Here is a 17,352-nt window from a genome sequence, read left to right as displayed (position 1 = left end):
TGGCGTCTCGGACAGAGTGCGCAGTAGTTCATAATGAACAAACTGAACACAAGTGAACGTGAAGGCGGAAACCTGCATGCTGTCCGAGGATCGTCAACAGCTCATCCTGAGGGAATTGGCCCTCCACGGATCCCTGAACGCTGCCGAGTTCGCAGCCAAGCTGGGAACGTCCGGCATGACCGTTCGGCGGGACCTCGCGGTACTTGCTGAGCAGGGCTTGCTCGAACGGGTCCATGGCGGAGCTGTACCCCTTGGCGGCCGCACTGCCGGAAGTAGCGCAACAGCACAGCAATCAACGTCCTGGCGGCCGGGCGGGAGGCGACCCTTGGCGACGATCGGGATGATCGTTCCCTCGGCGTCGTACTACTTCCCTGGAGTCATCCGCGGCGCCGAAGCCGCCGCCCACGAAGCGGGTGTGCGGTTGGTACTGGGCGTGACCAACTACTCAAGCGAGGAGGAACGCCGACAACTCCGCCGCCTTTATGAACACGGGGTGGACGGGATACTGATCACGCCGAGCGAGCAATCCTTGGCTGGTACAGAGACGCTGGACCTGTTGGCCGAAGCGGAGGTGCCGGTAGTCGTCGTCGAGCGTTCCATTGACAACGCGCTGGGCCATGGCCGGCTCGAAGCCGTGCGAAGTGATCACGTGCGGGGCGCGGAGATCGCCGTCAACCATCTCCTGGGCCTCGGCCACCGCAAGATCGCCATGTGCCTTCGCGAGAACAGTCCGACGGCGCCGCAGCTGATCGATGGCTACCATCTGGCCATGCAGCGTGCCGGGCATCCCCACGAGGACTCGATGGTTCGTTCGATGTCCCGGGCCCGGAACGATCCCGAGGCCCATCGCCTGGTGGTGGACGGCATCCTCGATTGGTGTGCCAAAACCGATGTCACGGCGGCGATTATCCACACCGATGAGGACGCACTCCAGTTCGCCAGCGCCTGCCAGGAACGGCAGCTTCGCGTCCCGGAGGACTTTGCGATCATTGCGTACGACGACGAAATCGCAGCCCTGGGGGCCGTTCCCCTGACCGCGGTGGCGCCTCCGAAGTACGACGTCGGGCACCAAGCCCTGGTGATGTGCCTGAACCGGATCGGCGCACGACGTGGAAGCCCGTCAGCCCTGCAGCGCGTGAACCTCTCGCCGGAGTTGGTGGTTCGGGACTCAACACAGGTGTAGAGCCCGCTACATCGCTTGTTTACTTCTGTTCACTTCGTTGCTCATGTTCACTTTTGTGGCTTTCATTGTGCCTAGTCCAAGGTGCCGTCAGTGCACACCACGACTTCGCATCGTGAACTTCAAAGGAGAACAGAATGAAGCGTCGCCAGCTTCTGCTAGGAGCAGCCAGCATCATGGCAAGTGCTGCCCTCATCACCGGCTGTGGCAGCACCCCGGCAGCCACGCCAACGCCCGCTGAAGACCCCTCAGGGACCATCACGTTCTGGTCGTCGATGGCGGGGATGGACAAGGTGGCCGCGGCCTTCAACGCGAGCCAGGGCAAAATCAAGGTCAACTTCGAAACCGTCCCCAACGGAGCGAGCGGCGGCTACGCCAAGCTCTCCACAGCGATCACCGCAGGCAACGGCCCGGACGTCGCCACGATCGAGTACCCACAGCTTCCCCAGTTCGTCAGCAACGGTCAGCTCCAACCTCTGGACGGGCTGATCAACAAGGCCGAAACAGTGGACAAACTCACGGACGAGACCAAAGCCCTGGTTCAATTCGGCGAGGAGACGTACGCCCTCCCCTACGATGCCGCGCCGATGATCATGTGGTACCGGAAGGACATGCTGGACAAGGCCGGCGTCGGCGTCCCCAAAACCTGGGACGATTTCGAAGAGGCCGGCAGGAAGCTGAAGGCAGTAGCCCCGGAAGCACACCTGGCCAGCTTCAACCCCAACGAAGCTGCACTCACTGCCGCCCTGTCCTGGCAGGCCGGAGCCAAATGGTTCGGCACCGAGGGCGACAGCTGGAAGGTTGGCGTGAACGATGAGCCCACCCAAAAAGTCGCTGCTTTTTGGCAGAAGCTGATCGACCAAAAGATCGTCAAGGTCCAGCAGTCCTTCAGCGACGAATGGTCGGCAGATTTGGCGAGTGGCGCCGTCGTCGGTGTTCTGGGCGCCAACTGGAGTGCCACCGGCATCCAGAAGCGTACGGAAGCCAGCGGGCAGAAGGGACAGTGGATCGCTGCGGAGGTGCCCAACTGGGGAACTCCGGCAGATGCGTTCTATGGCGGCTCCAGCTTCAACATCACCAAGAGCAGCAAGAATCCGGCCGCTGCGGCCAAGTTCATCGAGTTCCTCGCAACCAACCCGGACGCCATCAAGGCCCGCGGCAACACCGGTTCGGCTTTCCTCGCTTTCCCGGGACTGACACCCGTTGCACAGCAGGCATTCGACGCCAGCTACTTCGGCAACGACATCTACGAGGTCTTCGACAAGTCCTACTCCAGCATCACCCCGGGCTGGCAATGGGGTCCCAACTGGGACGTCACCAACAGCGCCCTCAAGGACGCCTACGGAAAGTTGACCACCGGCGGCAAGGTCCTGGAAGCCGTTGAAACGGCCCAGAAGGCAACCGTAGCCGGACTCAAGCAGAACGGCCTCTCCGTCAAGGAGTAGGGCCCGCAGGGTGGGGTGGTCCCTTCACAGGGGCGCCCCACCAGCGAGGAGAATCATCATGGCCAACCAGGCACCTGCCACCTCCCGGAGCAAACCGCGAACGATGTCCGGAACCGGCGGCCGCACAGCGGCGCTCTTCCTGACCCCGTTCTTCGCGGTGTTTACCCTGGCGATGGTGGCACCCGTCATCTACTCGATCGTGCTCAGCTTCTTCGCCCAGCAGAAGTCGGGACTCGGCTTCGGCCAAGCCAAGACCTCGTTCGTTGGACTTGAGAACTACCTGCAGGTCCTGCAATCGGAGAGTTTTGTGGGCGGCATCGGCCGCCTCATCATGTACTGCCTGCTGTACATCCCGTGCATGGTGGGCGGCGCCTTGGCATTCGCACTTCTGCTCGATGCTGCCGCAGCGCGTGCCCGGAAGCTGTTCCAGCTCCTCGTCTTCCTCCCCCACGCGGTGCCTGGGGTCATCGCCGCACTGATCTGGGCCTATCTCTACACACCCGGTGTCAGCCCGATCGTGTCGGTCCTGGAAACCGGCGGGATTTCACTGAATTTCCTGGACAACCACATGATCCTGCCGTCCATTGTGAACATCGCGGTGTGGGAGTGGACGGGGTACAACGTCATTGTGCTGTTCACCGCGCTTCAGGCGGTTCCGCGGGAAACCCTGGAAGCCGCCCGCGTGGACGGCGCCGGCGAAATCCGTGCCGCCATCAGCATCAAGCTGCCCCTGATCCTGCCGGCACTCAGCGTCATCATGCTGTTCACCGTGATCGGAACCCTGCAGTTGTTCACCGAGCCGTCCATCATTTCCAAAGCCACGGCATCCGTTACCAGCACCTGGGTTCCCAACATGTGGGCCTACGATGCCGCCTTCAACCGGCACAACCTCAACCAGGCCGCGGCTGCCTCCATCATCATCGCGCTCATGGCAGCGGTGCTGTCCTGGGCCGTCACCCGCTTCAGCTCAAGGATGAACAAAGCATGAGCACGTCAACATTGTCCCGCCCGGGGGTTACCAGTCCGGTTGCGGCATCTGGGAAGCGGGGCCGGAATCGCGGCTCCCGGGGCGGCTTCGCGAGTGCGTTCACAGTGAACGCACTGCTGATACTGGGTTGTGCCTACATGGTGCTGCCTGTCCTGTGGTTGTTCTTTGCCTCCACCAAGAACGCCGCCGACCTCTATTCCACTGGTGCGTATGCTTTCGGGCAGCCTTCCTTTGTGGAGAACGTTGGCGCAGTTCTTGGCCAGGATGGTGGCGTGTTCTTCCGCTGGATGGCCAACTCCATGTTCTATGCGGGGTTTGGGGCCATCTTTGGTGGACTGATCTCTGTCATGGCCGGCTACGCGTTCGATAAATTCCAGTTCCGCGGCAAGGACTCATTCTTCGGCCTGGTCCTTGTGGGCGTGCTGATTCCCAACACAGCCACGGTCCTTCCGATGTATTTATTGGCCTCCGTGTTTGGCATCACCAACACGATCTGGGCCATCCTCATCCCCGTCCTCTGCAACCCGTTCGGCGTGTATTTGGCGCGGGTGTACTCGGCGGCATACGTTCCGGCCGAAACCTTGGAGGCAGCTCGCGTGGACGGAGCCGGACCGATCCGCTCCTTCTTTTCCCTGGGGCTGCCCATGATGATGCCGGGGTACATCACCATTGCGCTGTTCCAGTTTGTTGGCGTATGGAACAACTTCATGCTCCCGTTGGTAATGCTCCAGGACCAGCAACTGCTGCCTGTCAGCGTCGGAATTTCGATCTGGCAGGGATACTCACTGCCCCAGCCTGAGTTCACCCCGATGGTTATCACCGGATCACTTTTGTCCATCATTCCGTTGCTGCTCGCGTTCATCATGCTCCAGCGCTTCTGGAAATCCGGCCTGACGGCAGGGAGCGTGAAATGAGCCTGAACGTTGCCTTGGCCATGCCTGTCCACACTGCACGTGCCGTGTTCCCGCCCCGAAGCCTCGATCCGCTGGAGCCTGCTTTGAACCTGCTCAGCCGGGAGCCGATCGAGGACTTTGCTTCAACATCCAGCCGTGCGCTCTTGGCGGAAGCGGACATCCTCATCACTGGTTGGGGTTGTCCAATGATCGACGACGACGTCCTGGATGCTGCCCCACGGTTACGCTACGTCCTGCACGCCGCTGGAAGCGTCAAACACCACATCAGTGACGCGTGCTGGGAGCGGGGCCTGTTAGTGAGTTCCGCTGCGGACGCCAACGCCATTCCCGTGGCCGAATACACCGTGGCCATGATCGTCCTGGCCAACAAACGGATCCTGCAGATAGCCCGCGCCCTGCACAGCACCCGGATGGAGGTCCTGCCGGAACAGCTGTTTCCTGACATGGGCAACTACCGCAAGCGTGTCGGGATTATCGGGGCGTCAAAGATCGGCCGTCACGTCATCCGGCTGCTTGCCGCTTACGAGCTGGACATCGTGGTGGCCGACCCGTACCTGTCGGCAGCTGAGGCGAGCGCTCTCGGCGTCGAGCTATTAACTCTGGACGAACTGGTGGCGGGCTGCGACATCGTCAGCCTCCACGCGCCGTCGTTACCGTCCACAAAGAACCTCATCGACGCCGGTCGTATCGAACGGATGCTGCCCGGGGCTACGTTTATCAACACCTCGCGCGGCGAGTTGGTGGACCAGGACGCCCTGTTGGCCCGGCTTGAGCGCGGCGATTTATACGCTGTGTTGGATGTGACGACGCCGTGGGTGCTGCCTTCCGATTCCCGGTTCTACACCCATCCCAACATCCTTCTGACACCCCACGTTGCGGGGTCACTGGGCAACGAGCTGGAGCGGATGGCTGCAAGCGCGGTGGGCGAAGCTTTGCGGCTGTCCAGGGGGAAAGCACTGCAATTTCCAGTGGCGGCGGAAGACCTGGCGTTCATGGCGTAGCGCATTCTCGCTGGGCTGTCGTGGTGCCGCGCCGCACCGAAGTAATGTTGCGCAGATCACATTTGCTGCCTACGCTGGGGTGGCTGCAGCGTGGCAGCGAACGGATGAAAGGCAGCATATTGACCAGCGAGAAGCTCTCTGTAGTTGTTCGAGTCGACCTTGACGGAGCACAGATCCAGATCGCAGCAACCGGTCACGTGACCACCTCCAATCTCCACGCGCTGTATCCAATCGTCCAACGCACCAACAGCCTGGCCGACGGCAGGGACGTCGAGATGGACCTTACGGGTGCCTTGATCGAGCCGGATGCGCTTGAACAACTGCAGGGCTACGCGATGCTCCACGAGTTGCCGGTTCGGGTTGATCCCGGCCCAGCGGATCCGGATCTGGTGTCCCTGCCTTCCCTGCCGGCCCTGGCAGGATCGAAAATGGCGGGGGCTGGGCTGGCGGCGTGAGTTGCGCCGGCGGGGTGAGTTGCGCCGGCCCTCAAGCCGAGGACTAACCTGACCGACATGACTCAGTCAGCGCGCGCGTGGATCGGGACCATTGTCTTCCTCTTCCTCGCGCCCGGCATCGTGGCAGGTCTCATCCCGTGGCTCATCTCGGGATGGCGGCTTTACGACTGGGACGGCGCGGCGTGGCTGGTGGCGCCCGTCGCCTGGATCGCGATCACCCTAGGGGTAGCTTTCCTGCTTCACGCCTTCGCGCTGTTCGCCCTTCACCGGGGAACGCCTGCGCCGGTTGCGCCGACCCAGACGCTGGTTGTCACCGGGGTTTATCGATTCGTGCGCAATCCCATGTACCTTGCTGTGCTCACGATTATCCTCGGCCAAGCGCTGCTCTTCGGCAGTTGGTGGCTCGTCATCTACGCCGGGGTAGCCCTCATCGCCGTCGTCACTTTCGTGAAGGCGTACGAGGAACCCACCCTCACCGACACGTACGGCGAGCAGTACCTCGAGTACCGGGATAACGTTCCGGGGTGGTGGCCGCGGCTGACGCCTTGGCGGGGGTAGGGGCCGGCTAAGGCTTGAGCGTCCGCCAAGACAGCGTGAGCACATGTGATCCCGGGTGTGATTCACCCGTTGATCAGGTCTGCGATCCATGAAAGTCCGGGTCCGTGACAGGAGTCGCAGGAGCCCGTGGAGGGCTGAAAGCGCATCAAGATTCCATCAGGCTGCCCGAGGCCGAGCTGGTCCGTGACCTCAGGGACATCCTCGGCGCAAAACTCGTTGCCTACATGGGATCAGTGAAGGAAACCCGCGCCGTGCGCCAGTGGGCCGACGGCGACCGGAAGCCATCCGCCGAGGTCATGACCCGGCTGCGGCATGCCTACCATGTGGCGGCACTGTTGACCGAACGGGATTCCAGGGCTGTGGTGCAGGCCTGGTTCCAAGGCATGAACCCCCAAACTCGATGACGTTCCTCCTGCACGGCTGCTTCGTGAAGGCCACGTGGACGAGGCTGCACAAGCGGTCCTTGCCGCTGCCCGGGCATTCGCGACAGCGGGCTGACGGGTGACCTAGGACGAACTGACCCTGGTCTCTGCAGCAGGAACAGTGTGGCGCATTGGCTTCCATCCGGAGTTCTGCGGCCATCCAGGAAGCCTTCGAAATCCTCCGGCTCACATGGCGGGACGAGTAGCGGTCTTGGCGGCTGTCGGATGGAACTGGCGGCGGAAAGTTTCCTGACCGAACCCGAGCGACACGATTTTGCTGGATCATTCGCGGGCTCCACTCGCTGAGGCCCATGTAGGTGCAGACAGCAAACCCTTGGCCTCACCGATGATCCAGCAAAAAGTCGCCCGACTGCGAACGTACCCGCCATCGAACGTTGCCAGCCCTCCACGCAGCCACCATCAGCCAACTCACCGACTCAGCCGAGCGGCCGCCTCCTGCTGGACGCGCGCAGCCTTGCTTGAGTAGTCGGCGATGATCCGGAGCTCGTCGTCGCTATAACCCTCCAGCAGCCCGGCCATCCCGGCCATGAAATCGGTGAAATAGGGCGCCGCTGCGGCAACCTGGTCACCCACGAGCTCGATCAGGACCTTCCGCTTGTCCTCGTCGTGCTTGACCCGCCGGGCCACGCCTTTGCTTTCGAGTCGCTGCATGAGCCCGGTGACCGATGCGGGGGCCAGCCCGGAGTGTTCACCGAATTCGCCCGCCGTCATGGGGCCGTGGCGGAGCAGGATATCGATGGCCTTACCCTCCGTCGCCGACAAGCCCCGCAGTTCAGACAGTGCGGTGTGAAACATGATCGCCGCAGTGGACAGTTCCCGGCCCGACGCATAAACAGCTTCCAGCAGAGCTTCGCGTTGCCCCTGATTCGTCATGCTCCGAGGCTAGCAAAGTCTTTCGCTTGACCGAAACGATTGACCGGCGCAGTGCTCAGGATTATATTTCTTTTAACCGAACGAAATAAATCCACAAAAGGAGCTCCCGTGCTGAACTGTCTTGTTATCGGATCCGGCGTAGCCGGCCTGTCCACGGCCCTCTCACTCCAGAAAGCCGGCCACTCCGCCACCGTTTTTGAGGCGCACAATGGACCTTCTGACGGAGTCGGCGCCTTCCTCACCCTCGCCGTCAACGGTTTCGACGCCCTGGACACGCTGGGCCTCAAGGAGCAAGCCGCGCAACTGGGCTTCAGCACCCCGCTCATGTCCATGTACTTGGGCAGCACGGGTCGACACCTGATCGATTTCGATTTCGGCGGCACGCTCCCGGATGGCACCACTGCCCGGACCATGACCCGCTCGGAGCTTTACGCCCACTTGCGGGAGGAGGCACTCCGCCGTGGGATCCGGATCGAGCACGGCAAGCGACTGACAGCGGTGGAGGAACTGCCCGACGGCGTCACAGCAGTTTTCGACGACGGCACCTCCACCCGCGGCGACCTGCTGGTGGGCGCCGACGGGCTGCGCTCGGCGGTGCGGCCGCTGATCGACCCCGCCTCGCCCGCACCGCGCACCATCCCGCTGCTCAACACGGGCGGCATCATTCCTGCCAACACCGCCGCCTTGGCGCTCCAGGATGTGGATCTGGGAGTGTCCCCGGGGCGCATGAAGATGGTGTTCGGCAAGCGCTGCTTCTACTGCTACATGCCCGGCCCCGACGGCAGGATTTGGTGGTTCGCAAATCCCTTGCAGCGCTCCAGTGCTGATCCGTCTTTGCTGGGACAGGAGGAACTCCGGGCTTGGTTAACAAGCTTGGTAAAGGGAGACCGGACACCGATGGCGGCCCTGATTCGCGCCACGGAAGACATCATCAAGCCGTATTCCACGTTCGATTTCCCCAGCGTCCCCCGCTGGCACCGAGGCAGGATGGTCCTGGTGGGCGATGCCGCCCATGCCGCCTCCCCGTCCTCCGGGCAGGGCGCGTCGATGGCAATCGAGGACGCCGTCACGCTGGGCCGCGCCCTTCGGGGAGCCACGAGCGACGACATGGAACCACGAAGCCTCACCACCCGGTTTTCGGCCTACGAAGCGGAGCGCCGCCCCCGTGCAGAGACGGTGGTCGCCTGGGGCCGTCGGAACTCTCAACCCAAGGTCAGGAACCAGTTCACCCGCGTGCTCCAGGACCTGGCTATGCGTGCCATTTTCCGGGGACTTGCCCGGAAGGCGGCGGACAACTTCGACTGGCTCTACGGCCATCACATCGACTGGGATGCTGTTCCCGAGTCTGCCGACAGATGACCACGTCACTTACCCGGAAGACGCTGCGTCAGCACCCCCGGTAGCAACGCTCCCGCCAGCGCCCACACTCGCATCAGCGCCTCCGGTCGCTGCCCTCTTCATGTACGACGCCGAGACCCTGCGGTAAACAGGAGTCAGGAACGCGATCAGTGCCGCGACAATGAGAATGATGCCGGCAATCAGGAACACGAGGGCGATCCCGCGGGACGTGCCGTGACCCAACAGCGGCTCCAGTTGGGCGGCGCCCTCGGTGGACCGGGCGTACGGGATGATCCAGAACTGGGCGAGCGGGGCGATGAGGAACGCGGTGATGGGCGCTGCGGCGGACTCGAAGGCCATGGCGAATCCGAACACCCTGCCCTGCCGGTTCAGGGGAACCACCTGTTGGATGACCGTCTGCTCGGCAGCTTCCACAATGGGAACCAAGGTCAGATACAGCCAGATGCCAGCTACGTACAGCCATGCCCATTCACGCAGGGTGAACACTGCACCCAGGAACCCCATGACGGCGACAACGATCAGCATGGTCCGCAAGGGATTGGAGCCGAGCCCAAACTTTCCTACCAGTGCACCGCCTACCAGGAATCCGGTGGAGCCCACGGCGAAGACCATTCCCCACATCTCAACGGAGAACATTTCCAATCCGTAGGGATCCATCAAAGCCATGTACACACCGCCCACGAAGTTGTTGAACGTGGAAAATATGATCAATGCAAACAGCCCGGAGATGGCCAGCACAGCAGCAAGGGAACCACGGAAGTCGAAACCGCCCTTTGCGTCAGTGGCTGCCGCTTGCACCTCTTCGGGCATTCGCAAGGTGAGTAGGTGTGCGAACGCCAGCGCGGTGAAAACCAGTGAAGCCACAATGGTCCAGCCCATGCCCAGCAGGCCCACTGACAGTCCGGACAGAACCGAAGTAACAATGAACATGAGTCCCTGCACCATCCCCACCATTCCGTTGGCATTGGCCCGGCGATCAGGCTCAATGAGGATGGTGACGGTGGTGGAGAGGGCAATGTTGCGCAAATTCTCCACCACCGCACCCACGAGGATGATCAGGGTGAAAATCCAGAACCATGGCTGTGTCAGATCCAGCAGAAGGCTTGTAGGGGTGAGGAGAAACAGCACTCCTGACAGCACGAACATCACCAGGGTGAACCCAGCGGCGAAGCGCATAATGGCAAGCTTGCGATACCTGTCCACGAACGTGCCGAAGCTGATGCTGGAGAGTGCAATCAGGAGCATGTAGGCACCCCCCACCACGCCCGTGGCAATAACGTTGCGCGTTTCCAGATAAACCCAGAACGTCAGGGCGAACCAGAGATAGCTTGTGGTGATATTTGCCAGGGCGGTATTCACCAGGATCCCCATGAAGGTACGGGATCGCTCTGCCGGAGTGCGCAGGGAGAGGTCGATAACTTCAGTATCCCCAGCCGGTTCCTGCTCGGTCATGCGTTCCAGTGTACTGACGCCAATTGCCTCAGATAAGGGCCAGCTCCAACCCAAACCGTGTGACAATCCAACCGCACCAACCTCCCGGTAGGATCGGCAGGGAATCCTAAAGAAGCCTGGGGGAAATTCTTGATGAAAGGTGCAAAAGGCCAACTGGCCTTCACCGGCGACCTTAGCCGGGATCTGGAGTTGCGGGAGTACGGCCTGGACCCCGGCGAGGATTCCACCCTCCTTCCCAACGCCTCCGTCATGAGCGCGCTGCAGAACCTCGTTCGCCTTGCCACTGAGCTTTGCGGCGCCCCTTTCGGGGTAGTCAACATCATCAGCGCCGAATACCAATACCAAATTGGCGCCTGGGGTGTGGAACCGGGGATGTGCTCGCGCGAAGATTCCATGTGTGCCAAGGTGTTCCTCTCCCGCGAGATCACCGTTATCCCCGACGCTTCGCTGGATCCGCGGTCCGCTGACAACCCGTTCGTCACCGGTGAATTGGGCCGGGTCCGGTTCTACGCTTCGGTTCCACTGCAAACAGAATCAGGATTCGTTCCCGGCACTTTGTGCGTTTTCTCTGACAAACCCAAAGAGATACGGCCCGAGCAAGTCAGCATGCTGGAAGTCCTGGCCAAGCAGGTGGTGGAGCTGTTGGAGCTGCAGCACCGCACCATCCAACTGGACCGCACCTATGCAGAGCTGCGGGAGAGCAACGCCAAGTTGGCTGGTTTCGCGGGCCGCGTCAGCCACGATCTCCGGATTCCGCTCACCACCATCCTGGGTTATGTGGAGTTGGTGGAGGACGATCCAGACGTCCAGACAGACAGCACGGCAGCCAAATACCTGAGCCGCATCGGGGCGAGTGGCCGCCGAATGCTGGGAATGCTGGAAGATGTCCTGAGCTACTCGAGGGTGGGCGGCGGCATCCAGCCACAGCAGGTCTCACTTAAAGAGGCGGCGGGCGAGGTGGCCCGGGACCTCGGCATCGAGGACGACATCCTTGAAGTGCAGGACCTGAACCTCCAGGCAGACAAGGGCCAACTGCGCACGTTGCTACAGAACCTGCTGTCCAACGCCATGAACTACCGCAGCCCCGAAAGGGATCTGCATGTCCGGATCAGCGGCGTCTCCAATTACCATGGCGCCACCATCTTCGTGGCTGATAACGGCAAAGGCATCAACCCGGAGGACCGGGCCAAGGTCCTGGAACCGTTGGTGCGCCTGCGCCGCCAAGGCGACGGACCGGGCTCCGGCCTGGGACTCGCCACCTGCAGCAGCATCGCCAAGGCCCACGGCGGGGAACTCACCCTCTCGGAAACTGCCGGCGGCGGAACCACGGTGGCGGTGAGCTTCCCGTCCGAGCCCTAGCGGTTCAAACGTTTCACCCCTGCCGCCGGCCTTAGGCGTGGGCAATCCGGAGCAGCTCTTCGAGGGCATCAGCGCCCGCCGCCGCACCCCCGGCGGCGGCGTAGCCGGCAGCGACCCGCCGGGCTCCTTCCTTCTTTGTGAGGGCGTCGTGAACTGCGGCGCGAAGCTTCTCCGGGGTGAGCTTTTTCCGGCTGAGCCGCACACCCGCGTCTGCGGCCACCACCCGCGCCGCAACTTCATGCTGGTCACGGCCGAAGGGAACCACCACCACCGGCACACCCTTGGACAGTGCCTTTTGGGTGGCTCCCATACCGCCATGGGTGATGGCAACCGCGGCGCGCCCCAGCACGTCTCCGTGGGGCACGAAGCGTTCCAGCCGGGCATTGGCGGGAAGGGGCCCAAAATCCACCGGTCCGGCGGCGGGCCGCTGGTCCTGTTCCGATCCGGTCACCACTGCTGGCAGCGTGGCGACGACAGTGAAGGGTTCGTTGGCCAGGCCCTGGAGCGCTGCGCGTACCAAATCCTCGTCAGCCTGGTATTCAGAAGACGTGGTCACAAGTACGACCGGATCCTGGACGCTCCCAAGCCAAGCCGGCGGCGGGAACGGCGGGTCCCATGACAGCGCCCCGATCATCCGGACGTCTGGTCCCCAGTCCGGGTGCGGGTATTCAAACGGCTCGGCGCTGCTGACGAGGAGGAGCGGCGCGGTGAGGAAGAAGTCATCCACGTTCCGGGACGGCGGAAGTTTACCGCCGGAGATTTCGGCCCGGGCCCTGTTGATCCCGGGCATCATCAGCTTTTCGACGGCGCCAGTCACCAGGGGGCGGATGAGCGCGTCCCGGAGCCTTCCCAGGGGACCTGGCATCGGATCCAGCCCGGGTCCGAACGGCGGGGTTCCCCGGGACGTCAGTGGCGGCGTGTAGGGGCAGAAGCTGGCCCACGGGAGCCCGATATCCTCAGCCACGATACGGGCGCCCCACGCATTAATGTCCACGAGCAGGAGGTCCGGGCTGGTCTCACCGATGGCCCGGCGAAGGTCGGGGGCGTCGAAGCGGGCACGCGCCGTGAAGGTCTCAGTGCTCGCGGCCAGCCCGTCCTTGATCGATTTGGCCAGATAGTCCCGGTGCCTGATCTCCAGGAGGCGCGGGTCGACGGATTCGGCCTGGAGGCCGGCGCTGCGCAGGGCCGGGAGCTGTTGGGGAATTGTCCGCACGTGGACCTCATGTCCCCGCACCTTCAGTTCCAGTAACAGCGGGACCATGGGAAAGAGATGGCCGATGGCGGGCGAGGTGTAGGCGAGAACGGTGGACATTACGGCCTCCGGGTGAAGGGCTCAAGCATTTCGGTTAAGGAAAGTGCCACCTGGTCACGGTTAAGGCCCGCGTCCAGGCGGAGCAGTTTCCAGGTGTAGACGTCACAAAGAGCGACGAACTGGGCAAGACGGCGGCCCCGGTCCGCCCCGTCCGGCAAGAATTCACACTCAAGGAACGGGGCGAAAACCCGCTCGCACCACCGGCGGTGCAGGCGTCTGCCCGCTTCAGCCATTTCCGCTACGGCCGGTGAGGTTTCCTCCTCGGCCAGCATCTTCAAGGCAAGAGCGCCGGTGGTCTCATAGTGTTCGAGCAGGTTGTCGATGGCGGCGGGGACGTTGCCGGCAGGCGCGGCATCGCGATGGGCCATCACCTGCGCAGCGGTGTGTTCGACCGTCGCATCGATAAGCCCACTGCGGTCGCCGAAGCGACGGATGACGGTCTGCACCGTAACTCCGGCGCGGTCAGCCACCGCGATCAGGGTGATCTCCGAGAGCGGTCTTTCCGTGAAGAGGTCTCGTGTCACCTCAAGGATCCGGCGCCCCGTATCAGCGGCCGTGGATGCCCGTTTCCGGTTGTCATAGCGTCGGGTTGTACTCCCGCCCACATTCATGTTAACCATATTAACTCGAATATGGACGGCAGATCCAGAGGTGTCGCGTGCGCGAATACGGCCCCTTCCGTGTACTTTGTCCTGCAGATACACCGTGAGGACCAGGGCTCGACGTCCGGGGCAGCACGCTAGGCAAGAAAACGCACGACGGCGACCTCCGCCGTCGAGCGTTGGCCGCCTCAGGCGTTACCCGCGGCCATTCCCCTTGCCTTTTTCAGGCTTAGTCTCGCTCTTGCCCCCGCTCTTGGCATCCGCGAGATCTTGGGGATCCGTGCCTGCACCATCTTGGGCAGGCAAGGTGGCTTGAACGGCTGGCGCCGGAACGGGCTGCTGATCTTGCACATCCACAACTTCGACCGCTGGCGCCACCGCTGGCGGCGCCGTCCCCACGGGAGCTGTCGGCCCGCTGGGTTGGGACTCAATGACGGAGACACCGGGATCCACCTGCCGCGTAGGTTCGGCGGAGGTTTCCGCGGAAAAGACGCCATTAGTGAGCAACGCCAGCCCGACCGGGACAGCAAGGGCAGCCGCAACCAGCCCGGCGAGCACCTTGGGCTTCTTCGCAAAAGCCCTTGGACCCGTAGCGGAAGCGCGCCTTCCCGCCGCTGAAGCAGCCGGCCTTGGGCTTGAGGTCACCACATGCGGCGGCCGCGACGGCAAAGCCGGCTTCGATGGGACTGCGGGCGCCGCTGAAACTACCGGCAGGATTTCCGTTGCCATAGGCGGCAGCTTCCGACGTCGGCCTGCCAGGACTTCTTCAACGTCGCCCGCCGTAGGACGTCGTTCCGGATCCATGTCCGTCATCGCTTGGAGGAGTCCGCGCAGCCCGTTGGGGAGTTCTTCCGGGATCTCGGGTGCCCGATGAAGTCGTGCCGAGGCCGTCTCTACCGGGGTTCCTGGGTATTCGGGCTTGCCGGTGAGGCACTCCAGGAGCACCAAACCCAAAGAGTAGATGTCGCTGGCAGGCGTCAGGTGCAGCCCTTGTGCCTGCTCCGGGCTGAGGTACTGGGCTGTGCCGACGGTGAAGCCCGTTGCGGTGAGGCGGCTATCGTCCATGACCAGGGCGACTCCGAAGTCCGCCAGTTTCACAGATTCGGTGCCATCTGCCCCCTCGGAAACCAGGATATTCGCCGGCTTGATGTCGCGGTGAATGACGCCCTGGGCATGCACCTGGGCAAGGGCGCCAGCGAGTCGCACGCCGATGCGGGTGGTTTCGGGATGCGTCAGTGGCCCGTCGGATAGTACGGCCTTCAGGTCACGACCCTCTGCGAGTTCCATGACGAGGTAGGCCCGTTCTTCGCCATTGCGGGTATCCACGCCCGCATCGAAGGCCGCCACCAGGCCTGGATGGTCAAAGGCGGCGAGCAACCTCATCTCGGTTTCCTGGCGGGCCCTGAACGAGTCGTCGCCAGAGCCAGGCAGAAAGATCTTGATGGCTACGTCCCGGCCAAGGAGCAAGTCCGTAGCCCGGTACACCGTGGACATAGCTCCTCGGCCCAAAACGGGTCCCAGCTGATAGCGGCCATCGATGGTGGCAGCCACACTGGCATCGGTCACGTGGAACTCCACGGCCTCGTCATTGTTGCCCACGAATTGTCACGCCCTTCAGGCCCACCTGCGTGCCTCGGACCCCGACAGGGTCCGCTGCTACCAGGCAACGCCGCCGATCAAACTTTCACGAGAGCCGCGCGGCCGCCCTGTTCGGCGAAACCGCTACGGCTTGAGCAGTCCTGCGTCAAACAGCATCATCCGGATTCACCAGACAAGTCATCAGGATACTTAGTATTGGCCCGGAAGGGAAACGCGTCATCAATGAGGAGGCCGATCAGTCCTCCGCGAGCGCCGTAAGTCGCGACACGAGCAGGGCTTGCAAATGCTGCCGCTCGCTGGCAGTCAACCCCTGTCGCAACCGGCCTTCCACCTCGTTGGCAGCCTCACTCGCTGCCTTCAATCTCTTACTACCGAGTGGAGTCAGCTTCACGGGGAGCGCCCGCCCGGTTACAGGCTGCTCCGGCCTGGAAACCAGCCCGTCCCGTTCCAGGGCCTGCAAAAGCACGTTCATTGACTGCCGGGACACGAAGGCTCCACGGGCAAGCTCGGAATTGGAAAGGCCGGGACGTTGCGCCAGGAGCTCAAGGCACGCGTACTGCGACACCGTCATTCCGAGGGGTCGGAGGGCGGCGTCCATTGCGCTCCGCAAAGCACTGTGCACTTGCTTCAGGAGATAACCCAGGGAGGTGTCCAGATCCACGCCACTGCCGCCTTGACTCATGTCAACATTCTGACATAGCTTGTCGATGTCAACATACTGACATAACGAGGAGAGCAAGCATGGCTACAATCGGTCCAGATTTCATTTCCCTGCAGGTCCGCGATCTTGAACGTTCGGCACTGTTCTACGAGCAGCAACTCGGGCTGACGCGCTCGGTGGCCGGTCCGCCGCACGCCGTCGTTTTTGACACCAAACCGGTGGCCTTTGCGGTGCGGGAGCGACTGCCGGAAACCGAGCTGGATTCGCTCCCGCAACCCGGCGAAGGAATTGCCTTGTGGCTGCGGGCCACCGACGCCCAGGAACTCCATGACACGCTCTCCGCCCACGGCACGCAGATCACGGCAGCACCCATCGACGGGCCCTTCGGGCGCACGTTCACCTTCGCAGATCCGGACGGCTACCGGATCACCATCCACGACGCCGCCTGACACCAACCGCACCAAGCGTCCGACGGCGACCTCCCGCCGTCGGACGTTTTCCTTACGTGACGCACGGAACTGCGGCCCGGACGGCCGGAAGGCACAATGGAAGGCATGACCCTTACTACCTTCGCCCTCGTCCGCCATGGCCAGACCGACTGGAACGCGGAGCGCCGGTTGCAGGGTGCCACTGACATTCCGCTGAACGACGTCGGCCGCGAACAGGCGCGTGAAGCCGTTGGCACTTTGGCCAATTACCAGTGGGACGCCATTGTTTCCTCGCCGTTGAGTCGTGCGGCAGAAACCGCGGACTTGATCGCAGAAGGCCTGGGCCTCACGGTGGCCCGGCGGGTTCCCGAGCTTATCGAGCGAAGCTTCGGACCTGCAGAAGGCCTGCAAGCCGGCCCGGAACTCGAAGCACTTCGCATTCCGGGCGGTTTCCGCGGCGGCGAGAGCGATGATGGCGCAGCCAGCCGCGGCATGAATGCCCTGGAACAGTTGGCACAGGAATTTTCGGGACAGCACGTCCTGGTGGTAACCCACGGTACGTTGATCCGGCTGTCGCTGAGCCGCGCGATTGGACGCACGCTGGACAGCGTCCACAATGCCGTGCTGAACCTCGCCCATCACCACGCCTCCGACGGCTGGAAGCTGGAGTACTTCAACGGTGAGCTTCTGACAGCCAACGTGGACAGCTGACACAACCGCGAA

The 17,352-nt window shown here is 62.9% G+C and carries 18 protein-coding genes; 12 read left to right on the top strand and 6 right to left on the bottom strand.

What is annotated here, in order from left to right; all coding sequences use genetic code 11:
* Positions 1 to 76 precede the first annotated feature (76 nt).
* The 8 genes from ABIE18_RS11505 to ABIE18_RS11470 all read left to right on the top strand — a co-directional run bounded on the left by ABIE18_RS11505 (position 77) and on the right by ABIE18_RS11470 (position 6,945).
* Positions 77 to 1,183 (top strand): substrate-binding domain-containing protein, encoded by a 1,107-nt coding sequence (locus ABIE18_RS11505; protein WP_499722906.1) that lies wholly within the window; start codon positions 77 to 79, stop codon positions 1,181 to 1,183.
* Between the two features lie 134 nt (positions 1,184 to 1,317).
* Complete coding sequence (locus ABIE18_RS11500; protein ID WP_499722905.1) at positions 1,318 to 2,625, top strand: ABC transporter substrate-binding protein; 1,308 nt, start codon at positions 1,318 to 1,320, stop codon at positions 2,623 to 2,625.
* Between the two features lie 58 nt (positions 2,626 to 2,683).
* Positions 2,684 to 3,613: a carbohydrate ABC transporter permease gene (locus ABIE18_RS11495; protein ID WP_477515405.1), complete on the top strand. Its 930-nt coding sequence runs from the start codon at positions 2,684 to 2,686 to the stop codon at positions 3,611 to 3,613.
* A complete protein-coding gene (locus ABIE18_RS11490; protein ID WP_499722903.1) occupies positions 3,610 to 4,527 on the top strand; it encodes a carbohydrate ABC transporter permease in 918 nt (305 codons plus the stop codon). The genes ABIE18_RS11495 and ABIE18_RS11490 overlap by 4 nt, the downstream gene beginning before the upstream one ends.
* Positions 4,524 to 5,528 carry a hydroxyacid dehydrogenase gene (locus ABIE18_RS11485; protein WP_499722902.1) on the top strand — a complete coding sequence of 335 codons (1,005 nt, stop codon included), beginning with the start codon at positions 4,524 to 4,526 and terminating at the stop codon, positions 5,526 to 5,528. Before ABIE18_RS11490 ends, ABIE18_RS11485 begins: the two co-directional genes overlap by 4 nt.
* 119 nt (positions 5,529 to 5,647) lie before the next feature.
* Positions 5,648 to 5,983: a hypothetical protein gene (locus ABIE18_RS11480; RefSeq protein ID WP_499722901.1), complete on the top strand. Its 336-nt coding sequence runs from the start codon at positions 5,648 to 5,650 to the stop codon at positions 5,981 to 5,983.
* A 57-nt stretch (positions 5,984 to 6,040) separates the two neighbouring features.
* Positions 6,041 to 6,541 carry a methyltransferase family protein gene (locus ABIE18_RS11475; protein ID WP_499722900.1) on the top strand — a complete coding sequence of 167 codons (501 nt, stop codon included), beginning with the start codon at positions 6,041 to 6,043 and terminating at the stop codon, positions 6,539 to 6,541.
* 104 nt (positions 6,542 to 6,645) lie between these two features.
* Positions 6,646 to 6,945, top strand: coding sequence for a hypothetical protein (locus ABIE18_RS11470; protein ID WP_499722899.1), 300 nt, complete (start codon positions 6,646 to 6,648; stop codon positions 6,943 to 6,945).
* A 447-nt stretch (positions 6,946 to 7,392) separates the two neighbouring features.
* Here ABIE18_RS11470 and ABIE18_RS11465 read toward each other — a convergent pair whose 3' ends face one another.
* Positions 7,393 to 7,857, bottom strand: coding sequence for a MarR family transcriptional regulator (locus ABIE18_RS11465; protein ID WP_499722898.1), 465 nt, complete (start codon positions 7,855 to 7,857; stop codon positions 7,393 to 7,395).
* Between the two features lie 108 nt (positions 7,858 to 7,965).
* Between ABIE18_RS11465 and ABIE18_RS11460 the strand changes: the two genes are divergently transcribed.
* Entirely contained in the window at positions 7,966 to 9,216 is a 1,251-nt protein-coding gene (locus ABIE18_RS11460; protein ID WP_499722897.1) for an FAD-dependent oxidoreductase, read from the top strand.
* A 9-nt stretch (positions 9,217 to 9,225) separates the two neighbouring features.
* On the opposite strand, the gene ABIE18_RS11455 is transcribed toward ABIE18_RS11460, so the two are convergent.
* On the bottom strand, positions 9,226 to 10,668 hold the full coding sequence (locus tag ABIE18_RS11455; RefSeq protein WP_499722896.1) for an MFS transporter: 1,443 nt from the start codon (positions 10,666 to 10,668) through the stop codon (positions 9,226 to 9,228).
* A 132-nt stretch (positions 10,669 to 10,800) separates the two neighbouring features.
* Here ABIE18_RS11455 and ABIE18_RS11450 point away from each other — a divergent pair, with 132 nt between their 5' ends.
* Positions 10,801 to 12,027 (top strand): GAF domain-containing sensor histidine kinase, encoded by a 1,227-nt coding sequence (locus ABIE18_RS11450; protein WP_499722894.1) that lies wholly within the window; start codon positions 10,801 to 10,803, stop codon positions 12,025 to 12,027.
* Between the two features lie 31 nt (positions 12,028 to 12,058).
* Here ABIE18_RS11450 and ABIE18_RS11445 read toward each other — a convergent pair whose 3' ends face one another.
* The 4 genes from ABIE18_RS11445 to ABIE18_RS11430 all read right to left on the bottom strand — a co-directional run bounded on the left by ABIE18_RS11445 (position 12,059) and on the right by ABIE18_RS11430 (position 16,222).
* Positions 12,059 to 13,339 (bottom strand): glycosyltransferase, encoded by a 1,281-nt coding sequence (locus ABIE18_RS11445; RefSeq protein ID WP_499722893.1) that lies wholly within the window; start codon positions 13,337 to 13,339, stop codon positions 12,059 to 12,061.
* Complete coding sequence (locus ABIE18_RS11440) at positions 13,339 to 13,959, bottom strand: TetR/AcrR family transcriptional regulator (protein WP_499722892.1); 621 nt, start codon at positions 13,957 to 13,959, stop codon at positions 13,339 to 13,341. The genes ABIE18_RS11445 and ABIE18_RS11440 overlap by 1 nt, the downstream gene beginning before the upstream one ends.
* A gap of 177 nt (positions 13,960 to 14,136) precedes the next feature.
* Positions 14,137 to 15,540, bottom strand: a complete 1,404-nt coding sequence (locus ABIE18_RS11435; protein ID WP_499722891.1) for a serine/threonine-protein kinase — start codon at positions 15,538 to 15,540, stop codon at positions 14,137 to 14,139.
* 235 nt (positions 15,541 to 15,775) lie between these two features.
* The gene (locus ABIE18_RS11430) at positions 15,776 to 16,222 is read right to left on the bottom strand and encodes a MarR family winged helix-turn-helix transcriptional regulator (protein WP_499722890.1); all 447 of its coding nucleotides are present in this window, start codon (positions 16,220 to 16,222) and stop codon (positions 15,776 to 15,778) included.
* 59 nt (positions 16,223 to 16,281) lie between these two features.
* Between ABIE18_RS11430 and ABIE18_RS11425 the strand changes: the two genes are divergently transcribed.
* Together ABIE18_RS11425 and ABIE18_RS11420 are read left to right on the top strand one after the other, a co-directional pair.
* Positions 16,282 to 16,650 (top strand): VOC family protein, encoded by a 369-nt coding sequence (locus ABIE18_RS11425; RefSeq protein WP_499722888.1) that lies wholly within the window; start codon positions 16,282 to 16,284, stop codon positions 16,648 to 16,650.
* A gap of 96 nt (positions 16,651 to 16,746) precedes the next feature.
* Positions 16,747 to 17,340: a histidine phosphatase family protein gene (locus tag ABIE18_RS11420; protein WP_499722887.1), complete on the top strand. Its 594-nt coding sequence runs from the start codon at positions 16,747 to 16,749 to the stop codon at positions 17,338 to 17,340.
* The last annotated feature ends 12 nt before the right edge of the window (positions 17,341 to 17,352 follow it).

Source organism: Arthrobacter sp. 2762 (assembly GCF_040548745.1).
Classification (GTDB): Bacteria; Actinomycetota; Actinomycetes; order Actinomycetales; family Micrococcaceae; genus Arthrobacter.
The sequence above is the reverse complement of the archived record's forward strand: the minus strand, read 5'-3'. Positions and strand labels throughout refer to the sequence as shown.

Excerpts from the sequence above, each read along its gene's own strand:
- ABIE18_RS11505 (WP_499722906.1), top strand. The coding sequence starts at position 77 with ATGCTGTCCGAGGATCGTCAACAGCTCATCCTGAGGGAATTGGCCCTC.
- ABIE18_RS11500 (WP_499722905.1), top strand. The coding sequence starts at position 1,318 with ATGAAGCGTCGCCAGCTTCTGCTAGGAGCAGCCAGCATCATGGCAAGT.
- ABIE18_RS11495 (WP_477515405.1), top strand. The coding sequence starts at position 2,684 with ATGGCCAACCAGGCACCTGCCACCTCCCGGAGCAAACCGCGAACGATG.
- ABIE18_RS11490 (WP_499722903.1), top strand. The coding sequence starts at position 3,610 with ATGAGCACGTCAACATTGTCCCGCCCGGGGGTTACCAGTCCGGTTGCG.
- ABIE18_RS11485 (WP_499722902.1), top strand. The coding sequence starts at position 4,524 with ATGAGCCTGAACGTTGCCTTGGCCATGCCTGTCCACACTGCACGTGCC.
- ABIE18_RS11475 (WP_499722900.1), top strand. The coding sequence starts at position 6,041 with ATGACTCAGTCAGCGCGCGCGTGGATCGGGACCATTGTCTTCCTCTTC.
- ABIE18_RS11465 (WP_499722898.1), bottom strand. The coding sequence starts at position 7,857 with ATGACGAATCAGGGGCAACGCGAAGCTCTGCTGGAAGCTGTTTATGCG.
- ABIE18_RS11455 (WP_499722896.1), bottom strand. The coding sequence starts at position 10,668 with ATGACCGAGCAGGAACCGGCTGGGGATACTGAAGTTATCGACCTCTCC.
- ABIE18_RS11450 (WP_499722894.1), top strand. The coding sequence starts at position 10,801 with ATGAAAGGTGCAAAAGGCCAACTGGCCTTCACCGGCGACCTTAGCCGG.
- ABIE18_RS11445 (WP_499722893.1), bottom strand. The coding sequence starts at position 13,339 with ATGTCCACCGTTCTCGCCTACACCTCGCCCGCCATCGGCCATCTCTTT.
- ABIE18_RS11440 (WP_499722892.1), bottom strand. The coding sequence starts at position 13,959 with ATGGTTAACATGAATGTGGGCGGGAGTACAACCCGACGCTATGACAAC.
- ABIE18_RS11430 (WP_499722890.1), bottom strand. The coding sequence starts at position 16,222 with ATGAGTCAAGGCGGCAGTGGCGTGGATCTGGACACCTCCCTGGGTTAT.
- ABIE18_RS11425 (WP_499722888.1), top strand. The coding sequence starts at position 16,282 with ATGGCTACAATCGGTCCAGATTTCATTTCCCTGCAGGTCCGCGATCTT.
- ABIE18_RS11420 (WP_499722887.1), top strand. The coding sequence starts at position 16,747 with ATGGAAGGCATGACCCTTACTACCTTCGCCCTCGTCCGCCATGGCCAG.